General features: G+C 49.1%; 23 protein-coding genes. 13 read left to right on the top strand and 10 right to left on the bottom strand.

Annotated elements, in window-relative coordinates:
- The 8 genes from adhP to CKF42_RS19635 all read right to left on the bottom strand — a co-directional run.
- A partial coding sequence (adhP, locus tag CKF42_RS19670; protein ID WP_111209004.1) for an alcohol dehydrogenase AdhP occupies window positions 1-636 on the bottom strand: 636 nt, incomplete at its 3' end.
- Window positions 637-1,280: 644 nt separating this feature from the next.
- Window positions 1,281-1,454 carry a hypothetical protein gene (locus tag CKF42_RS21265; protein WP_009089766.1) on the bottom strand — a complete coding sequence of 58 codons (174 nt, stop codon included), beginning with the start codon at window positions 1,452-1,454 and terminating at the stop codon, window positions 1,281-1,283.
- 197 nt (window positions 1,455-1,651) lie between these two features.
- Window positions 1,652-2,014, bottom strand: a complete 363-nt coding sequence (gene iraP / locus CKF42_RS19660; protein WP_033736214.1) for an anti-adapter protein IraP — start codon at window positions 2,012-2,014, stop codon at window positions 1,652-1,654.
- Between the two features lie 292 nt (window positions 2,015-2,306).
- Entirely contained in the window at window positions 2,307-2,747 is a 441-nt protein-coding gene (locus CKF42_RS19655; protein ID WP_111208999.1) for a hypothetical protein, read from the bottom strand.
- A gap of 17 nt (window positions 2,748-2,764) precedes the next feature.
- Window positions 2,765-3,535 (bottom strand): hypothetical protein, encoded by a 771-nt coding sequence (locus CKF42_RS19650; RefSeq protein ID WP_233501063.1) that lies wholly within the window; start codon window positions 3,533-3,535, stop codon window positions 2,765-2,767.
- A 595-nt stretch (window positions 3,536-4,130) separates the two neighbouring features.
- A complete protein-coding gene (locus tag CKF42_RS19645; protein WP_111208998.1) occupies window positions 4,131-4,967 on the bottom strand; it encodes a DUF4435 domain-containing protein in 837 nt (278 codons plus the stop codon).
- The gene (locus CKF42_RS19640) at window positions 4,960-6,219 is read right to left on the bottom strand and encodes an AAA family ATPase (protein WP_111208997.1); all 1,260 of its coding nucleotides are present in this window, start codon (window positions 6,217-6,219) and stop codon (window positions 4,960-4,962) included. Before CKF42_RS19640 ends, CKF42_RS19645 begins: the two co-directional genes overlap by 8 nt.
- 32 nt (window positions 6,220-6,251) lie before the next feature.
- A complete protein-coding gene (locus CKF42_RS19635; protein ID WP_233501062.1) occupies window positions 6,252-7,127 on the bottom strand; it encodes a phage repressor protein CI in 876 nt (291 codons plus the stop codon).
- A gap of 85 nt (window positions 7,128-7,212) precedes the next feature.
- Here CKF42_RS19635 and CKF42_RS19630 point away from each other — a divergent pair, with 85 nt between their 5' ends.
- The 10 genes from CKF42_RS19630 (at window position 7,213) to CKF42_RS19590 (ending at window position 13,839) form a co-directional block, all read left to right on the top strand.
- The gene (locus CKF42_RS19630; RefSeq protein WP_111208996.1) at window positions 7,213-7,614 is read left to right on the top strand and encodes a hypothetical protein; all 402 of its coding nucleotides are present in this window, start codon (window positions 7,213-7,215) and stop codon (window positions 7,612-7,614) included.
- 31 nt (window positions 7,615-7,645) lie between these two features.
- Window positions 7,646-8,155 carry a phage regulatory CII family protein gene (locus tag CKF42_RS19625; protein ID WP_111208995.1) on the top strand — a complete coding sequence of 170 codons (510 nt, stop codon included), beginning with the start codon at window positions 7,646-7,648 and terminating at the stop codon, window positions 8,153-8,155.
- A 9-nt stretch (window positions 8,156-8,164) separates the two neighbouring features.
- Window positions 8,165-8,353 carry a phage filamentation protein Fil family protein gene (locus tag CKF42_RS19620; RefSeq protein ID WP_111208994.1) on the top strand — a complete coding sequence of 63 codons (189 nt, stop codon included), beginning with the start codon at window positions 8,165-8,167 and terminating at the stop codon, window positions 8,351-8,353.
- On the top strand, window positions 8,317-8,658 hold the full coding sequence (locus CKF42_RS19615; protein WP_111208993.1) for a DUF5347 family protein: 342 nt from the start codon (window positions 8,317-8,319) through the stop codon (window positions 8,656-8,658). The genes CKF42_RS19620 and CKF42_RS19615 overlap by 37 nt, the downstream gene beginning before the upstream one ends.
- 67 nt (window positions 8,659-8,725) lie before the next feature.
- Complete coding sequence (locus CKF42_RS19610) at window positions 8,726-8,956, top strand: DUF2732 family protein (protein WP_111208992.1); 231 nt, start codon at window positions 8,726-8,728, stop codon at window positions 8,954-8,956.
- Window positions 8,956-9,183, top strand: coding sequence for a TraR/DksA family transcriptional regulator (locus CKF42_RS19605; RefSeq protein WP_111208991.1), 228 nt, complete (start codon window positions 8,956-8,958; stop codon window positions 9,181-9,183). Before CKF42_RS19610 ends, CKF42_RS19605 begins: the two co-directional genes overlap by 1 nt.
- Window positions 9,180-9,764 (top strand): hypothetical protein, encoded by a 585-nt coding sequence (locus CKF42_RS21130; protein WP_146239961.1) that lies wholly within the window; start codon window positions 9,180-9,182, stop codon window positions 9,762-9,764. The genes CKF42_RS19605 and CKF42_RS21130 overlap by 4 nt, the downstream gene beginning before the upstream one ends.
- Before the next feature lie 66 nt (window positions 9,765-9,830).
- Window positions 9,831-12,059: a replication endonuclease gene (locus CKF42_RS19595; protein WP_111209001.1), complete on the top strand. Its 2,229-nt coding sequence runs from the start codon at window positions 9,831-9,833 to the stop codon at window positions 12,057-12,059.
- Window positions 12,060-12,168: 109 nt separating this feature from the next.
- The gene (locus CKF42_RS21260) at window positions 12,169-12,345 is read left to right on the top strand and encodes a hypothetical protein (RefSeq protein ID WP_199559892.1); all 177 of its coding nucleotides are present in this window, start codon (window positions 12,169-12,171) and stop codon (window positions 12,343-12,345) included.
- Between the two features lie 420 nt (window positions 12,346-12,765).
- Entirely contained in the window at window positions 12,766-13,839 is a 1,074-nt protein-coding gene (locus CKF42_RS19590; protein ID WP_111208989.1) for a hypothetical protein, read from the top strand.
- A 42-nt stretch (window positions 13,840-13,881) separates the two neighbouring features.
- On the opposite strand, the gene CKF42_RS19585 is transcribed toward CKF42_RS19590, so the two are convergent.
- Window positions 13,882-14,910 (bottom strand): phage portal protein, encoded by a 1,029-nt coding sequence (locus CKF42_RS19585; RefSeq protein ID WP_111208988.1) that lies wholly within the window; start codon window positions 14,908-14,910, stop codon window positions 13,882-13,884.
- Complete coding sequence (locus tag CKF42_RS19580; protein WP_061704129.1) at window positions 14,910-16,673, bottom strand: terminase ATPase subunit family protein; 1,764 nt, start codon at window positions 16,671-16,673, stop codon at window positions 14,910-14,912. Before CKF42_RS19580 ends, CKF42_RS19585 begins: the two co-directional genes overlap by 1 nt.
- A 144-nt stretch (window positions 16,674-16,817) precedes the next feature.
- Between CKF42_RS19580 and CKF42_RS19575 the strand changes: the two genes are divergently transcribed.
- From CKF42_RS19575 to CKF42_RS19565, 3 genes are read left to right on the top strand one after another with little or no spacing between them, the layout of a single operon-like run.
- Window positions 16,818-17,666 carry a GPO family capsid scaffolding protein gene (locus CKF42_RS19575; protein WP_111208987.1) on the top strand — a complete coding sequence of 283 codons (849 nt, stop codon included), beginning with the start codon at window positions 16,818-16,820 and terminating at the stop codon, window positions 17,664-17,666.
- Between the two features lie 52 nt (window positions 17,667-17,718).
- On the top strand, window positions 17,719-18,831 hold the full coding sequence (locus CKF42_RS19570) for a phage major capsid protein, P2 family (RefSeq protein WP_111208986.1): 1,113 nt from the start codon (window positions 17,719-17,721) through the stop codon (window positions 18,829-18,831).
- A 3-nt stretch (window positions 18,832-18,834) separates the two neighbouring features.
- A complete protein-coding gene (locus CKF42_RS19565; protein ID WP_111208985.1) occupies window positions 18,835-19,503 on the top strand; it encodes a terminase endonuclease subunit in 669 nt (222 codons plus the stop codon).
- The last annotated feature ends 98 nt before the right edge of the window (window positions 19,504-19,601 follow it).

Raw genomic sequence — 19,601 nt, 5'->3', positions numbered from 1 at the left:
GTTCACCACCAGGTCGGCACCCATCTCTTTTGCCAGCGCCAGCTGGCCGTCGCTCACATCAATGGCGATCACTTTGGCGTTAAAGACATTTTTGGCATACTGCAGGGCGAGATTACCTAACCCGCCGAGACCATAAATCGCCAGCCACTGGCCCGGTTTGACCTCAGAGACCTTCACCGCTTTATAGGTGGTGACGCCGGCGCAGGTTACGCTGCTGGCTGCAAAAGGGTCCAGCCCCTCGGGAACCTTGACCGAGTAGTCTGCAACCACGATACACTCTTCAGCCATACCACCATCGGCGGTATAACCCGCATTAACCACCTCCCGGCAGAGCGTTTCATTACCGGAGTTACAGTATTCACAGTGACCGCAGCCCTTGAAGAACCAGGCCACGCTGGCGCGATCGCCCGGCTTGAGAGAGGTCACATCCGGCGCAACCTCTTCAACAATCCCGATACCTTCGTGACCCAGCGTGACACCGGTTTTATCACCAAAGTCGCCGTTCTTCACATGCAAATCGGTATGGCATACACCACAGCATTCCATCCTGAGCCGTGCTTCGCCGGTTTTGAGAGGACGCAGTGTCTTCTCAACAACTTCAACCTGGTGTTCACTATTTGCTATTGCCGCTTTCATAAACGTTCCTCCATTTGATTGAACGTTCAGAATAAGCCAAACGGCCGTGATAACAAGCTGACCGTTGAGCTTTGGGTGCGAGCCAGTGAGGTTGTGTTGCATTCTGTGAAGGCGGTGCCACATGCGTGGCGCTTATGCATGCCAGCGATGGATGCCGCTGTCAGAGGACGGTGCCGGCGGCGGGCCCATATGCTGAGAGGGGTTCCGGACAGGCGGGGGGCCCATATGCCGGGATGCCGCAGTCGGCGGCCCCATGTGCTGAGACGCATCTGGCATAGCCGGTCGGCCATGATGATGCCAGTCAGAAGCGTGACCATAATGATGATGACCACCTTCCGCCATCACACAGCCGGACATAGCTGAACTTGCCAGCGCTAAAATCAGACAGGGTATAACTTTTTTCAAAAACATAACGCATCCTGGTTGAATATCACCGCCTCAGGGTACGTCTGCTTTTTTATACGCGGGATAAACGTATTTACGCGTTTACGGAGGCTCGCAGAGTACATTGACTATGGTCAATGTGAAGCGATTACGGATGAGGTTTTGCGGTGCTTCTGACCCTGTTACGTTACGACAATGTATCCTCTCCGGGTGGTTGCCCGGGCTAAGAATCAGAGCGGATCACCCGCAGGACGTCATCACTATCCGCGGCTGTATCGGATATAGAGATAAGAAATGGTGACAACCCATGCAACACTGAGCAGCGTTGCATGCTGCGGCACAAAGCTAATGAAGAGATAGATGCCCGCCACAATAACGGCAATAGCAATCCAATCTGAAAAAGAGTGAAGCAGCCACAATAATGCACGTTTCATGGGTGTCTCTGATTGCGCTGCATAACGTTCCTTTGATAATGACAGAGCCTTTTTTGTCCTGTCGCTTTATTTAACGCCCTGCCCTGCACTGGAAATCTCTTACCCTGGGGGAAGGCCTGTCTGAAAGGGATCTGAGAGCGTTGCTCAAAGAGAAATGGAACTGAAAAGCCCGCGCGCGGCGGGCCAGAGGCAACGAATCAGTTATCTTCCTGAAGAAGCTGTGCGGGTGAGGTCACCCCGGCCAGCTCATTGAGTGCCTCATGATTGATTTCTTCATCTGCGCCATCAACCGCGCGAGAGATAATCAGTAAATCCTGAAGTTCGCTTAAAAGAAGTGCCGCATCAGACTTGAGCATTTCATCTGAGTCTGCGGAGTCAATTACCGTGTTGATCGCCTTGTTCGCGCCCTCGATCATCTCCGTTACGCCGCCCTGCTTACTTACCGCGAGCACCAGCGCACTGATCAACAGAGACTGCGCCTCAACGCGCGCGGTGAGTTGTTTGGTGCTTGCATCTATTTGTGAAATCTTGGCAAGCATACTTAGCACAACATTCTTCATGGTATATCTCCCTGTTAAACCAGCATTTTATAATTCTGCGGGCAGGCTGAAAATATCATTTTCTGAAAAGGGGGGGATTAATGACCTGCGCAATAAAATCAGCAAAAAGCGGCAATTGAGCGAACGGGTTATCGTGAACCAGACAGATTAAGAATGCAGTGACTCCTGCTGGCGAGCATCCGTAGCCGAGGAAGGACGCCGGGCCTGTGCATCACGCATCAGCCCGTCGCCTGCAGTATTCAGGGTGACAGTTCTCTCGCATGAGAGGAAACAGATGTAATGAATAACCAGCCTAATTCTGCCATTCAATCATTTCATCAAGTCGTTTTAAAACATCGGGAAAATAGGTTTCATCAAGGCCAAAACTGCCTTTAACCTGAACACTGTCGGCATGGGGTTCCGGGCGAAGAATAAATTCGATAGTGACACTATCAATACTGTTTTCATTTGTCACTATCATATCAAGCTGATGAATATCACTCTGATATGTGAACGATTTAAGCTTTTGCTGATTAATTATCGCCTGCTGGAAAGATGCAAATTCTTTTTTCAATAGTTTCAATTCTCCAACGGTAAATTCCGTTTTAAACGCTACGTTAAGGCCGCTTACCGAGAATTCTACCCAGGATTTTATCCAGTCCCAGTTATGGTTAACAGGATCGACTTCATTCTCCACCACGCGTTCATAAGGCGCGATTACGAAAGTAAATTCTTCACTCCTGAGATCAAACATGGAAATGTTCCTGTTAGTTAATAAAAATATTTAAAATGAGATATTGTCCAGTCAGATTCTCTGACAATCACCTCAAATCTGTACTTCTGATAAACATACTCCCGACGGTGCTTATCGAAGCGCAATTTATAGATATCTGTTTCGTAACGGAACATTCCTTCTCCTTCACGAGGATCTGGCATGCACTTGCCATAACGAATAGTTTTTTCCTGAATTTGCAAAGGAACATATCGAGCAGGATCGTACATATGCTTTGCGGCTGCTTCCGTCATTTTGAGACTGCGCGCATGCAGACCGAATTTTAACCGCCCTCGCAAAAGAGATAACGTACCCTGACTAATTTTTGCTGAAAGTGCCGCACGTGCCCCTGATTCAAACAGAACTCGTCCCGTTCGAAGAATACGGAAAACCCCTAATCCAAAAAGGGCAATATCAGTTGGATCAAATAATGGTGTTTCAAGTGGTGCTTCTTCCAGCCTGACAAAATGCCCCTGGACATCATAAACCTGCCATAATCCCGGGGCCTGTGCGACCGTGTATCCTATACACATACCACTGTTTTCATCGGTTACAGGCTTTGCGTTTCTGGGCAAATGGCTGGGTCGAAACTCAAAAAAAACGCCCTCAGGCAATCTCGACTCAAAAGTATAGTAACGTCCGGGTTCCTGCCTCGCTGCTGTTCCTGAAGTCATACTCAATCCCTCGTTTATGACAATGGCCGTTTTATAGTGCCACAGGAAGATAAAACGATCATTACCTGATAGCTTATCACCAAACTCTGATCGCAAGCCTTCCTTTCCCCCTGAACACCTTTAAAACTAAGTGCCTCTTCTGTCTGATCAGACCTATGTCCTTATCTTTAAAGATGCCTGACTGATGACTTCGTTGTCCGCTGCGGAACGTTCGGGCCGTGCAGCGCCAACGGGTGAAACGGCTTGAGCCAGCGCAGATAATGTCGGCAGAGATGCTGTGAAGCCATCTTCACCTGAAGTGAGACGGGAGCGTTAGTCGCCTGAACAATTTCTGTCAATACGACAGAAGGCAGAAAGCGGGGCACGGTTATGCCATATGCGTTGAACATTTCACGAAATACTAAGGTCTGTCAGGCGAGGGTATGAGGTGGCATATGGGGAGTATTTTGCGCAAAAACTCTTCGCTAAAAATAACTTCGTTATAACGAAAAAGTGTCTCAACATATTGGGTAAGAAATAAGTGGTGGGAATAGTTTGAACAGGACAGGTTCGGGATATTTTTCGCACCGATGAAAAATTCAATATAAATACCAGCCAAAAAAAGACCGAATACTAAACTCGGCCTTTTTATTCAACAAGTTAGAAGGCAAGATGGCGATCAAATGGCTTTGAAAGCTATCCAACTAAACTTTCACAAGAGAAAATCCATCTGATTTTTGTAGTGACTATACTGCTCGTGATTCTCATTAAATTGTATTTCGAAAGAGCTTATCAAATTTGAGTAAAGTGATTCTGTAGATAATGAAACCTTTTTACCCATAGATTTTAACATTCCGCTGATGTATCTTTGCGCCGCCGAAAATAGGAAGTGCCCTCTTATCCAAAAGTCAATTGAAGGGATTTCAGGTTGAATCAAGGAGCTTATGGTAATGGGATCTAACTCTATGAAATCTTGTGGAAGAGATTGAATAAAATCTTCAATCTTCAATTCACAAATCTCATATGAGTTTTTAGAGATCATAAACCTACTTGCATTATCACCTACTACCGACACACCTCTATTATTGAGGAAATTGTAAATATCCAAGCATATTAATCTAAAAAACTTTTGATTGAAGTTATTCAACCATTGTTCATAGTCTACATTTGGCATTTCTCGGGCATTTATTTTACCTAATAATTTTATCACCCTCAAAACAGTTTTAGGAGTAACAAATGAATTTTCAATTGAATATCCGTAGGTTCTGATAACACCTTTAACGTCTTGATATTCTGGGCTAAATTTAATCAAATCAGAGTCGCAAGCCACAATACAATTACTTTCTTCATTCTTTACTTTTTCTATGTATGGCAACAGGAGATCGCAACCACCGACGTCTTGTATTTCAAATTTAAGACTTGATGTTTTATTTAAAACTACCTCCCAAAAGCATATGTCGTCCTCTCCTTCTACATATACCATGTAATCAGCTTGATAAAAAAGATTTAAAATACTTTCTGCTTCTTGAGAATAGACTAACTCAGACATGAACTAATTTCTCCATATCAAAGATTGAGTCCCTGTATTTTGAAGCTACTTCAGGAGAGTGAGTTGCTGCAATAACCTGCGCATTTGGATTTAGCCTTTTAATAGCTGGGATTATTTTTCTTTGCCAGGCAATATGTAAAGACAACTCAGGCTCATCAGTTAAAAAAACATACTGCTGTTGACGCTGAAGCAAAGTTTCAATAAATAAAATTAACAATTGTTTTTCGCCAGAAGATAAATGTTCTGGCTTGATTTCACCACTAGTATTATTAATAGTTAACTCTCCTGCAACGAAAGAGAAATGTTTTTCTATTATAAATTCTTTAAGGGTGTTTAAGAAAAGTTCAATGGGTGCAAATATCTTCTCAGTTAATTCTTTTGATTGAAGCGACATCTTAATTATTTTTTGTGTTTTACGATGCGCTTCTAAAGAACGAAAATCAACATTTAAAGGCGCCTCTTTCTTTTTAACATTTCTAATCTCAACAAATGTTTTTTCTATGTTATCAACATGATAGCTTATACGCTTTCTAACGTTTGCATCCATAGCATTTAGTTGCGAATAGGCAGAAATCAGATTGCTTTTTTCTCTTTCCTTTTCGAAATCGAAAGCATAAACGTCATCAAAGTCTTCTTGGCTATATAGTATTGATGCAAGAACATCTTTTTGTAAGTTATTTGCTATCTCGCGGGCACGTTGAGATAAATCTAATTGATACTTAGTTAAATTTTGTAATAGCTGGCCCAATCTAAAATCAATCGGATTAATAAGGCGAAGACCGTATTTATCTCTAACCTCATATTCCTCACCATTTCTCAAACGATAAACCGACAACGAAGACAAAGAGACTAATTTTTCCAGTATAGCTCGAAGCTCTTCGGATTCTTCAAATGACTTTCTACGATAGCTTGCAGATAAGCGCCTATCATCACTATTGATTACTCGAAGAGGATATTTTTTAGATGAAACTTGATATTCAATAATAGTAAATGGTAACTTTTCAGAGTCTTGCTTGCTAATCTTAATAGTCTTAGTCTTTTTACCATCTTTAAGCTTAATTTCTGCCGACTCGAAATCGTTATTGTTAATTCCTTCAAGATCAACAGAAAGAATACTATTTAATATATTCATAAATGTCGTCTTGCCAGTGCCATTTCTTCCAATGATAATGTTAACATCATCATTAAAACTACATTTAGCATTAAGTCTTTGCCAGAAGCCGCTAATTTCAACACTCTGAATTCTATACATAAAAATCCTTAAATTCCTTTAGGTTTTTAGTTTTAAACATGTCTCTCGATAGTAAACAAAACCATTCCAAAAATGCTTATTTCTTCAGATTTACACTCTAAGCTTATTTTTTCATTAGAAATAGTTAGCCTGTTTCCAGGTAGTCTGAATAAATCAAAAACATCATAAGAATTGTCTATATTAACAACCCAACGTCCATTACCAATCTCTTCCTTCTGATCGTTAATCAACCAAGAACGTGTCACACCTTCCACGTAAATTATTTTTTCTGACCCTGCCTGAAAAAGGCTAATATCTGTTGCCCACAAACCATCCTCAATTAGCCTGCCTCCTTCTAATCTAAATTTAGGTACAAAAACAGCTCTATTATCACCGTCTCTAACAGTATTGCTACGCTTAGTTTGACCCGTAGCTAACCATTCCAATGATACGCCCGTATCGAGTGCGCAAGTTATAACAACATCGCCGGGAAAGTAGCCACGACGAATCCATGTACTGACCGTACCCGAAGAAATATTTAACAAGTCGCAAAGTTGTTTTTGCAAGGTGAAACCGTAAGCGTCCATGATTCGCCGCAGGACGGGCCTCCCGCCGTTTGACATAATTTCGCCATATAATGCAGCGCCCTTACGACTAAAATCCGGTTCAGTAGAATTTGCTTTTGCAAGTTCGCCGCCACTTAGCCACTTCAAGTCTGCGCCAGTATCTAATGCACACTTAATAATAGCATTGCCTGGCACACGGCCTCGTTGAGTCCAACCACTGATGTTGTTAGCAGGTATACCAAGACAATTCGCGAGTTCCTTCTGGGTATTGACACCATACGAAGACATAAGTCTTTCAAGAATCCGCGCACTGTCTTCTTTCTTCGAGATCATAAAAAACACCGAAAAGTGATAAATAATCATTTACCAAATCGCTTTTACGATCTAAAGTGCTTTCACACCACATGAAACACAGTAGAACAAAACGACCTAAAGGAGATACTGCGTTATGCATACTGAAAATGCAAACAGTCAAAACGCATTTGACTTAGTGCAATCTCAAGATTTTATTGCCAATGTTGCAGCGATTTTAATGCCTGCCATCAGCGAAGCAGTAAACGACGCCGTAAACAAAGCCGTCACGCTTGCCACATCCCCAACAATGTCTAAGCAGGACTTTGCTGCAGCTAACCGTATTAGCCTGTCGGTGCTGGAGAAGTGGATTGCTAACGGTGTTGTGCTGCTCGCTCCTACCCCATCTTTCACCTACACACAGAACCGCACCAACCGTAAGACCGGCGAAGTAGTAGAAACCACCATGACCAAGCATGGTAATCCGCTTATCAATATTGCTGCCTGGCGTGAGAAGAATCGGCAGCAAGCAATCAAATGCCGCTACATCAAACCGTAACTTGATTTTGCAAGTTAAGAAGGATCTGAACATGTTTGATTTCAAGGTTTCTACCCATGCCCATTACGACGATGCATGTCGCAAATTTGCACTAGCTCATAACATTGAAGATATCGCGAAGCAGTCCGGGATTCGTGCGCAAACCCTGCGTAATAAGCTGAATCCAGACCAGCCGCATCAGCTTACCGTATTAGAAGTTTTAGCTCTTACTGATGTCACTGAGGATGCAACGTTAGTTGATGGCCTGCTGGCGCAAATCCAGTGCCTCCCCTGCGTGCCGGTAAACGAAGTCGCTGATGAAAAATTCCCCCTGTATGTCATGAAAGCCACCGCAGAAGTAGGCCAGTTAGCAGCTGGGGCAACCTCTACAGAACCTATGACAGCCAACTGTAAACGTGGCCTTCTGCAAAACGTTAATAGCGGAATTCGCTGCTTAACTCTGGCGGCAATGGCAGTGCAGGCGCGCATTCAGGCTAACCCGGCACTGTCCTCAACTGTAGATGCTATCAGCGGCATCGGGGCATCATTTGGCATGAGTTAAGGGGTAATCATGATCTCATTGGCTGCAAGGCTTAAACGCCAAAGCCCATCAATGTCATACGGACACGGCTTGATCATCGGAGAAAACGGTAAGCGCTGGAATCCAGTAACGCCGTCAGCTTCAGAAGTCAAAGCACAAGCATTACCTAAGAGGAGCAAATCATGGCTATTGAAGGCGATTCCATGTTGGTCGAACTGACAACCGGTCAACGCGTTGCCGCCCTGAATCATGTCGCTCTACTCCGCGCGCAACTGATGGGCGGTAATTGCGAAAAAGATGTAGCCCGTTTTATTGCTGAAATGCGCGATGTGACTGACAGTAATTATCAGGATAACAAACGTGTGTTAAGCGCCATTTTTTTCCTAGCGCACATCGGCAAAGACCGGCACTCAGCCGATTTTACTGATCTCACTACCGATGAAAGAAACGCACTTATTCGCGCAATGAACCATCTGAAAGCCGTTGTGAGTTTATTCCCCAAACGAATGACTCTTTCGAACTAAATAAATCAAAGCGATTAATTGGCGTAAACCCGCCGGGATTCGCTTTGCCTGAATACGAGGAAATCATATGCTGAATAAATTACCTGGTACCACTAAGCCTGATTCTTATATCGAACTCGATATGATGCTGAATGATGCGCGTCGCGAAGAGCGTCTTGCTCGTGCAGAACTTATGGCCTCCCGCCTCAATGTATTGGCGTGGAAAATTCGTAGTGATGGAATGACACACATCGAAGCAGCCGAGCTGCTTAATCAGGAAGCGGAAAAAATCCAGGCACAGATTGAGGAGGCGCACTAATGGCTGACTCAATGGACATCGTACAGCAGCGCACCGACGAAATGCTGGCTCGCAATATTGCGTTAATCACTAATCGACCTGTCGGTGTATCTGTATTTTTCTGTGAAGACTGCAACGCTCCTATCCCTGAAAAACGTCGCCGCGCTACTTACGGAGTTACACGCTGCGTTAATTGCCAGGACATCGAAGAAAGATTCGGCAATTCACGCAAAGGCGGTGCGGCATGAGCAATTCTAAATCTCACGTTCAGCATAAATCGGATGCAGCCCATTACGGCATCCCGGTGTCATTTCGCTATCAACCGTTGCGATCCATGCCGGACTCACAGTGCCGGCAACAAGTGAGCAAAGAAATTTCCCGAAGTGATCAGGGACCAAGAACAGGTCTGTCGGCATTGGCAGAAATCGCGGGTCGCCCGCGCAGAAAAACTCAACAGTCTTGCGAGTCGCTTGAAGCGAAATGTGAATATCTGACTGTAGAGATTCCCAATCGTCCCACTCATCGAATTCGTGTCTACGGTTGCTCATTAGCTGTTGGCGCACGCTATTCAATGCGCGCTGAACTGAGCCTTTCCATTCTCCGTGAGGTAGCCACTCTGCTCCAAAACTCCATACGAAAAGACGAACAAGATCGTCTCGACTGGATTTTGAGCCAAGCCAGCGCTCTGGTCGGTAGTTTTGTGTCTGACCCAAAAACGCGTCGCAAGCAGCATACATGTCGTGCGCTGATAAAAGTCTTACAGCGCGTAGAGGCGCTCTCACGCCATCCAGAAAATGAATATTCTCGGCGTAATAAGGGCGTTGAGTAAATGATTCCGGTTCCATTGGATGCCTCCCTTCTTAATATCAGCGAAGAAACTAATACTATTTCTGATGTGCCGCAAGCATACGTTTACCCGTGGAATGCTCCACGGGAAGCCATTGCCAGCCCATACCCAACCTATGAGGAAATGCACAGCCGCACTCAGATGATTGCGGCTTTAGTGCGTGCGCAGGAACTACTCGAAAAGCAACCGACGCTGATTCAGATTGATGTAAAGCGTCGGTTTAGTGAGTTGGAAAAAACACAGGGTATTGAGCGTGCCAATGCGTACTTAACGAAAACCTTCGTTGAGCGCACATTGCCACGCGTCGAAACCGTTAACGCTCAATATCGCCTCCGTGAAATGAGCGGCGGCGCATTTAACTTGCTGGCAGGTAATGCCACTAAACAGGATGGCGCGGCCAGCGCAGGTGGTCAGCTATGGGAGCTGATGCGCCGCTTCAACCGACTGCCGGATATGGCTCGCGCCGACGTCGATTTGCTGGCCGGGGATGTGGCTAATTTCATCCTCGCCGAGCTGGTACAGGCTCACGCGCAGTCCAGCGACGAGTCAGATTACAAATACACGCACCGCGTTTACATGACTGCCGCTACCATCACCCGTGAACTGAGCCAGACGCCGCCATTGTGGGATAAAGTCACGTCGCGGCTGTTTGACCCGGAGGAAGTTACCCCGGCGATCATGCGTATGCAGACGGAAAAATGGTGGAAAGGCCGACTGCGCCGCGTGGCCGCATCATGGCGTGAGCATCTTCAGATTGCCCTAGCTAACGTCAGCAAAAAACACACACCCTACGCCAGCAGCATGACCGTTTCAGAGTGGCGCGAGCAGAAGCGCCGCACCCGTGAATTTCTGAAGGGAATGGAGCTGGAAGACGAAGAAGGCAACCGCATCAGCCTGATTGAGAAATACGACGGCAGCGTGGCCAACCCGGCGATCCGCCGCTGCGAGTTGATGACCCGTATTCGTGGTTTTGAAAACATCTGCAATGAAATGGGCTTTATCGGCGAGTTCTACACGCTGACCGCCCCCGCGCGCTATCACGCCACAATCAAAACCGGGCATCGTAACCGTAAATGGAACGGTGCCTGCCCGGCCGACACGCAGCGTTATCTCTGCAGCGTCTGGCAGAAAATCCGAGCCAAGCTGCATCGCGAAGAAATCCGCATCTTCGGGATCCGCGTTGCTGAGCCTCATCATGATGCGACCCCGCACTGGCACATGCTTATGTTTATGCGCCCGGAGCAGGCTGAGCGTGTGCGCGAGATTATTCGCGACTACGCCTGTCAGGAAGACGGCAGCGAGCTGACAACCGACAAGGCCCGTAAGGCCCGTTTTCACGCCGAGGCTATCGATCCGGAGAAAGGCAGCGCAACGGGTTACGTTGCTAAATACATTTCCAAAAATATCGACGGCTATGCGCTGGACGGTGAGACAGACGACGAAAGCGGCAAAGACCTTAAGGAAACCGCCTCGGCCGTTTCTGCCTGGGCGGCACGCTGGCACATCCGACAATTCCAGTTTGTGGGCGGCGCGCCGGTCACGGTTTACCGCGAACTGCGCCGAATGGCTGACAGCGAAACCGCACACGGGCTTAGTGTCGAGTTTGCGGCAGCGCATGATGCAGCCGACGCAGGCGACTGGGCCGGATACGTTAACGCGCAGGGCGGCCCATTTGTGCGCCGCGACGAGCTGGCTGTGCGCACCTGGTATCAGGCAAGCGAAGACATGAATGAGTACGGAGAGGAAACCGTGCGTATCAAGGGTGTTTACGCAACTGAAGTTGGCAACGATATGCCAATTTTAACCCGTCTGATGCAATGGAAGATTGTCCCGAAACGTGCCGTTGATTGGGGTTTTGAATTTAAGGACGCGCCTGCGTCCTCTCGGAGTTCTGTCAATAACTGTACGGAGCAAGCAGATTCTGAAGGTACTATCGATTTTACAAAGCCATTTACTCGTGCCGAGCGCAGAAGGATTCTAAAGCGATTAAGAGAAAAGTCAGCGCAGGAGCAACCTGAGCCGGACAAATATCCACCTGAAGTGAGTCAATGCACAGAACGGGAGGCGTTGAAAAAGAGTTTCTTTGAGATCTCAAGGTTAATACTGTCCGATGGTGAAGCTGTGCGCATGATGAACGGCCACACAATCAAGGTTGGGGAGCTTTCTTACTGGAGCGGTACAGGCGGCTACCTTTTCCATAAACGGCGCAAAATTCCCACTCCACTAAAGCGCTTCATTGCGCTCGCGAGAAAAAGAGGCATACAGCTACCTGATTAATAAAACGGCAGTCGGACTAATCTGAGCCGCACGCTTGTTTACGATTTTAGCTCATCATGATACTGTTTATACATACAGTATATTTTGACTAGAAGGAGTTAATCATTTGATGGATATAGATAATCTAAGCGAGACGGTTGCACGCATTCAGTTCATTGCTGACGTATCGCTGATCGCACATTGCAAAGAAGATGAATTAAAAATGGCACTGTCGATGATCAGCGACATGGCAGAGACAATCGACACAGCTATTTTCGAAGCCGATATTTACTACCAGGCAGAATGATTAATTGCCCCTTCCCTACCGTTCACTAGCCACCTTTCAGGTGGCTTTTTGCTTCTGCATCAAAGTGCATATGCTTGCATGAATCCGCATGATCCAAATTGGATCGCTCAACGTGTGTGAAGCCAGTGCTGGCGCGTTAAGAGGTAACACATGCACATGCATGAAAAGCGATGCATAAAGCGGGCAGGCGTGGCGGGGATAGCATTGCGCGCGCAGCGCTTTGCAACAAAGAAATCATTGGTGACCAAAAAACGCTCTCACCTCTTTTAACAATGTTTTAGTCCAAAGAAAAAAACTTGACTGTTCATGCTCGCTAATGAATTATTCGTTATTACTCTTTATCACATTTTCACAGCTTGCAACCTCGTCATTTAATCTAACTATATTACCTATAAATAAAAAATTAGCTAAGGACTCTCAATGAGAAGCACGGAATATCCATATGATTTGATAATTGCGGTTTATCCAACTTACCGCGCCTTATTTGATGACTGGGTGCTATTTAACTATACAGATGGAGGCATTTCATCGTTTCGGTGGAAAAAAAGGTTTGATAAGCTTGAGACTACCAAGAGGATTGTTTCGTATTCAAGTTTTGAAGAATGTATTCAAGAGTCGGATATAATTAACAAAAATATAGCCACTCAAATAAAATTATCAACTGAAAGTGATGAATTAAAAGAATCTCTTTTGCTTAAAGCGGACAAGGCAATTAAAGCTAGAGCTAGGTTATTAAAAGAAGAGAAATTAATGCTTGCTGCTGCTTTAAAGACTGTTGAATCTGCCCCTCGGCCTGCAAAAGAAGAGATCGAAATTCCTTCATATTATTTGCAGAAAAATCACGTCGATTTATTAGATGAATTAATGGGGGAGCTTAATAAAAATCCTTTGATAGAGATTGCTCACCTTAAAGGAAACAGAAGAGTTCTAGGAAGATCTTTAACTCACACTGATAAAATAGCTTGGTCAGATAGCTATAGGTATAACGAGAGAACAGCTAAAATTGCATATAGAGAAATTATAGCTAGAGCTTTCGGCTTATCAGGTGCTGATCATTGGGGTAAAACCAAATCTGAAATTAGAATAATGTTACTTCCTAGAGCAAACCAGCTACTTCAGCTGGCTAGTATCAAAAGAATGCTTAGTGATGCTAAAAACAAAGGGCAAAAAGTCCTTATGGCTGGTAGCTATGTATTTTGGTATGAAGAAGAAGGTGGTATTGGTTGGACTGTGAAAGCATCACACAGTAGTGAGCAATCTAAAAGTGGCGAAGCCCTGTGGCATCAAGGAACAATCATTTCAAAAAATCATGGCCGCATTGTAGTTTTTCCATACATTAAGGAAAATGGCGAGCATGTTAAAGGGCATACTAAAAATGCGCCTCACGATGGAAGAGCTAAGCCTAGACATCCTGATGATTATGTTGAGCTACCATTTGAAGTAATAGATGAGGATTTGATGATTGGTTTATTTGGTGAATTAAATTATGAATAACTTGAGGTAGGCCAATTATATTGGCCTACCTCAAGCCGTTAATTATAATGAGTAAGACTGAAAAGAAATAACATCCTCTTTAAGCCAATTGTTTATTTCTTTAAATCGCTCCTGCAGAGGTGTCAGCTCGTTACGCACAAACACCTGAGACGCTTTCACCGCGTCACCGAACCCGCCGGAGTTGTCAGGGATAATCCCCATCATCTGCGGCGGCACGCGGTGCGCGCTTAACAGGTCATCGCGGCTGGCTTTCTTGATGTTAAAGAAATCGTCTTTCGTCGCCACCTCGCTAAGCGGCAGAATCTTAATCCCGTCCGGCTTACCGTTCGGCGCGTACATGAACAGGTTGCGGAAATTACCCAGCCCTTTCGTGTCGCGCATCGCCTGCCGCATCCGGTCAACGTCGCTGCTGCTCTGCGCCGCATCGGTCATATACAGGATGTAACCGGCGTGCGCGCCGTTCTGATAATACTTGCGGCGGAACAGAGTCGCCGCCTCATTCAGCCAGGCGGAATTAAGCGCGCTGAGGTATTCAGGCAGGCCGTACAGCTCCTGATTGATATCCGGCTCCAGCAGGTGAAACACGCTGCCGGCCGAAAACTCATGCGGCTCTTTCCAGTCATTCACAAACCAGTAAACGCCGTCCTTCACGCCCCTGCGGGTGAATTTGGCCGGTGTGGTTTCAAGGCGCAGCGGCTTACCCAGACCATTGCGGCGCAGCTCGGCAAAGGCGTTGCCGAAGACCAAGTAATCAAGCGCAAACTTGCTGAACTCCTGCTGACTCATCATCGGGTGCGGGATAAAGGTTGATGCCAGAATGTTGCGCTTTACGTAAATCGGCGAGCTGTGATGTACAGCTGAGCGCAGGCTTTTAGCCAGCCCGCTAAAACTGACCGGCGGCTCAAACCAGCGCCCGTTACCGATGCACTCGGCATAATCCAGAATGTCGCGCTTATCCATGACCGGCGTCGGATCGCCAAAGGTAAACGCCTCGGCGTGCTGCTGTGGTGCTGTAGCCTGTAACGGCTGCGCGGTGGCGGTGTGAGCCTTGCGGCCTCTGCGTTTGCTCATCAGTAAAACTCCAGAATTGAGGGGTTAGCGCCGCCGCTGGCTGCGGTAAGCGGTTCGTTTAACAGTGCGTGCATGATTGCCCAGGCGACGTCGGCGTGGCTGGCCTCTTCACTGCGGCTCGCCTCATAGGTTGAGCGGTTGCCGCTGGCCGTCATGGTTTTGCGGATAGCCATAAACGACTGCGTGATGTCCGTTGCCCCGGCGTCATACTCAAGCCGCCCGCTGCTGATTGTGTCTTTCGCCTTCAGCACCATTGCGGTTTTAACTTCCGGCGAGTATTTGATCTCACGCGCGGCCGGGTAAAACTGGCGTACCAGCTGGAAAACACCCTGGCCGATGCCGGTGGCATCCACGCCGATATATTCAACGGTGTATTTTTTCGTTAAGTCCTCGATAGATTTCGCCTGCGCGGCAAAGTCCATGCCCCGCCACTGGTGACGCTCCAGCACGCGGAACTTACCGCCCGCAACGAGCGGCGGCGCGATAACCGCACAGCCTGCGCTGTCGCCGGTGTGCGACGGGTCATACCCGATCCAGACCGGCCGGTATGCAAAGGGGCGCGGCAGATACGGGTTAAAATCTTCCCACTCTTCCAGGCTGTCGATCATGCAGCTCTGCAGCTCTGCAAACGGGAACACGCTCGCCTCATCATCGACAAAATCACACATCAGCAGGTTCTGATATTCCGCCGGGCTGTATTCAAGCTGCAGTTGCTCAATGTCGAACAGGTTGCAGCCGCCAGTCAGCGCATCCTCAACCGTGACAATCTGCCGCCACTGCCCGTCACCGCATAGCGCGCCTTTTGCCAGGTGTGAATGCGACAGGTCTATCTCGATGCGATCATCTCTGTTGCGCCGCCCCTTGTTAAACAGCTCGCCTGACCAGAACGGATAAGCGCTGTGTGAAAGAGCCGACGGCGTTGAAAAATAGGTCGTGCGCCATTTCTTGTGCAGCGACATGCCGCTGGCAACTTTGCGCAGCTCCTGAAATTTCGGGATCCAGAAATATTCGTCCAGATAGAGGTTGCCGGTGTAGCTCTGCGCGGTACGCACGTTCGTGCCAAGAAATATCAGGCGCGCCCCGTTCGGCAGCACGATGGGATCGCCTTTCAGGTCAACGTCAGCCTGGCGGGCAAAGTCGATGATGTAGTTTTTAAAGACATGCGCCTGCGCTTTGCTGGCCGAAAGAAAAATCTGGTTGCGGCCGGTGGTCAGCGCATCGATCAGCGCCTCGCGGGCAAAGTAGAACGTTGCGCCAATCTGGCGCGACTTCAGGATATTGCGGATGCGGTGAGTCAGCCCGGCTTTATGCCAGTTGAGCTGATACTCAAAGCAGTTATCCATAAACACGCCGGTCAGCTTGTCTGTCTGTTCCTCGCTGAACTCATTTTTAACAACCGGCTGGCGCTCGCCTTTGTTGCGGTTGCGCACGTTGGGGTTTAAGTCGGCCTCGTTGCCGCTGCTGCGGTAGCGCTCAACGCGGGCAAGGCGCTCAATCTGACGGCCGAGCGCGTCTATCTCTTTGTAATCACCATTCCCCTTGACCTCTTTCATGATGAGCTGGATCAGCCGGGCCTCCATGCTGGATTCCACGCGACTGATGGGCGCAACGTTGTCCCACGCGTCGCGCAGCTTCCAGCTCTGCACGGTTGGCGTTTTCTGTCCGAGCGTCTCCGCAATCTGGCGCACGGAATAACCCTGCCAGTAAAGCAGCGCGGCCTGACGGCGCGGATCGCTGATGATGGTTGTCGGTGTCGTTTTCATAACGGCAAGGCTACCGGGGCCGAAAATGGCGCGCCTGCTGTCCCTGTTTGCTGATGCATCAGCGGGCTGGCATTCGTTGAGGGATTGTGTGGTGACGGGGAAACTGGCCCCGAACCGACCCAACACCTGACCGGAGCCTGATTAATGGCAGCAATCAAAGCAAAGCGTTTTCGTATCGCAGTTGAAGGCGCAACCACTGACGGCCGTGTCATTTCCCGTGACTGGATTTCGCAGATGGCGAAAAACTACAGCCCGGAAATGTACGGCGCACGCATCAACATGGAACACATCCGGGGCTATGCCGCCGACAGCACTTTCCGCCGCTTTGGTGACGTGACCGCCGTCGAGGCTGAAGAAATCGGCGACGGCCCGCTCAAAGGTAAGCTGGCGCTGTTTGGCTGGATTGATCCGACGCCTGAACTGGTCGAGCTGACCAAAGCGCGCCAGAAAATCTACACCTCCATTGAAGTTAACCCTGAGTTCGCCGACACGGGCGAGGCGTATCTGGTCGGCCTTGCCGTCACCGACGACCCGGCAAGCCTCGGCACGGAGATTCTGAGCTTCAGCGCCACGGCCAAAGTTAATCCGCTGGCGTCACGCAAGCAGGATAAAGGCAACCTCTTTACTGCCGCTGAAGAAACCGTGATCGAGTTTGAAGAGATGGCCGAGCCGTCACCTTCACTGCTGGCGCGCATCTCGGCGATGTTCTCTGCCAAAAAGAAAACCGATGGCGAGCAGTTCGCTGACGTCAGCGCGGCGGTAACGGCCGTCGCTGAGCAGGTACAGCTGAACGCGGAGAGCCAGACGCAGGAGCTGTCGGCGCTGGAGCAATCCGTCACCGCACGTCTGGAGGCTATCGAGCAGCAGGCCGGGGAAGACCGCGCCGCTTTCGCTGCGCTGCAGGGCCAGCTTTCGCAGACCGACGGCAGCTTTAACAGCCGCCCGGCGGCAACCGGCAGCGATCCGAAGTCCGGCGCGCAGACCGACTGCTAATCAGGCGTTGCCTGAACGTTAAAACCCAACACAGAGATAAACAGGAACGCCAATGCGCAAGAATACCCGCTTCAAGTTTAACCAGTTCATGACCCGCCTCGCCGAGCTGAACGGCGTCGAAACCGACGACATGAACAAGAAATTTACCGTTGAGCCGACGGTCACGCAGACACTGATGAACCGCGTGCAGGAATCTTCCGACTTCCTGACCCGCATCAACATCGTGCCGGTGTCCGAAATGAAGGGCGAGAAAATCGGGATCGGCGTGTCCGGCTCAATTGCCAGCGTGACCGATACGGCAGGCGGCGATGAGCGCGAAACCGCTGATTTTGCCGCGCTGGATAAACAGGGCTATGAGTGTGTGCAGGTCAACTACGACTTTCATATCCGCTATAACACGCTCGACCTGTGGGCGCGTTATGAAGATTTTCAGGCCCGTCTGCGTGACGCCATCGTGAAGCGTCAGGCGCTTGACCGCATCATGATCGGCTTCAATGGCGTGACCCGCGCCAAAACCTCGAACCGCGCCAGGAACCCGATGCTGCAGGACGTGGCCGTCGGCTGGCTGCAGAAGTACCGCAACGATGCACCGGCGCGCGTGATGAGCAAAATCACCGACGAAAACGGCACCGTCGTCTCTGAAAAAATCCGCGTCGGTAAAAACGGAGATTACGCCAACCTTGATGCGCTGGTGATGGATGCCACCAACACCCTGATCGAGCCGTGGTATCAGGAAGACCCGGAGTTGGTTGTTATCGTGGGCCGTCAGCTGCTGGCTGATAAATACTTCCCGATCGTCAACCAGTCGCAGGCCAACACCGAGCAGCTGGCCGCTGACGTCATTATCAGTCAGAAACGCATCGGCGGTCTGCCAGCGGTGCGCGTGCCGTACTTCCCGGCCGACGCCATGTTTATTACCCGCACCGATAACCTGTCGATTTACTGGCAGGAAGGAACGCACCGCCGTCTGATTGACGAAGTACCGAAGCGCGACCGCATCGAAAACTACGAGTCCATTAACGAGGACTATGTGATCGAGGATTATGCGGCCGGTTGCCTGGTTGAAAACATCGAAGTCGGTGTGTTCGCTGAACCTGCAGCCACAACGCAGGAAGCAGCGGCAGAAAACGGCGGCGCTGCCGACACCGAAAAAACGGAGGCGTAACGCATGTTAAGCCCTGCCCGACTTCACCGCATGCGCCAGCAGGCTATCGAAGCCTCGCAGAACGCCGACAACCCGCTGCGCCACGCCAGCGGCTATGAGCAGATGCTCATCAAGCTGAACTACGACAAGCGCCGCCTGAAGAAAGTGCACTCTAACGAGCGGAAGGCGGAAATGAAGCGTCAGCTGCTGCCTGAGTACCTGCCGTGGGTGTCCGGTGTGCTGGAGAAAGGCAAAGGCGCACAGGATGCCGTACTGATGACCGTCATGATCTGGCGGCTCGATGCGGGCGACGTGACCGGCGCGCTGGAGATTGCCCGGTACGCCCTAGCGCATGGCCTTGTGTCGCCTGACGGCTTTAAGCGCGCCAGCCTGCCCTATCTGCTGGCCGAGGAAGTCGCCAGCGCGGCAACGCGCGCCTGGACGGCAAAAGCGCCGGTCGATGTTGACCCGCTGCTGGCAACCATTGCGATGACGGAATCCGAAGACATGCCCGATCAGGTGCGCGCCAAGCTGCACAAGATAACCGGGTACGTGCTTCGCGATGCGGGCAGGGCTTCGGAGGCGATGACCCACCTTGCAAGGGCGCATCAGCTGCACGACGGCTGCGGCGTCAAAAAAGACATTGAGCGGCTGGGAACGGCGATGAAAAAACAGGCCATCGCCAGCCGCTGACCGAACGCGACCCCGCGCACGGGCGGCAGGACTGCAACGCACTTTCAGTGTCTGCGCCGTCCTCCACCGCCCACCTATTTCAAAGGCCGACTATGAAT

This window comes from Pantoea sp. ARC270 (genome assembly GCF_003236725.1).
GTDB classification, from domain to species: domain Bacteria; phylum Pseudomonadota; class Gammaproteobacteria; order Enterobacterales; family Enterobacteriaceae; genus Pantoea; species Pantoea anthophila.
The sequence above is the reverse complement of the archived record's forward strand: the minus strand, read 5'-3'. Positions and strand labels throughout refer to the sequence as shown.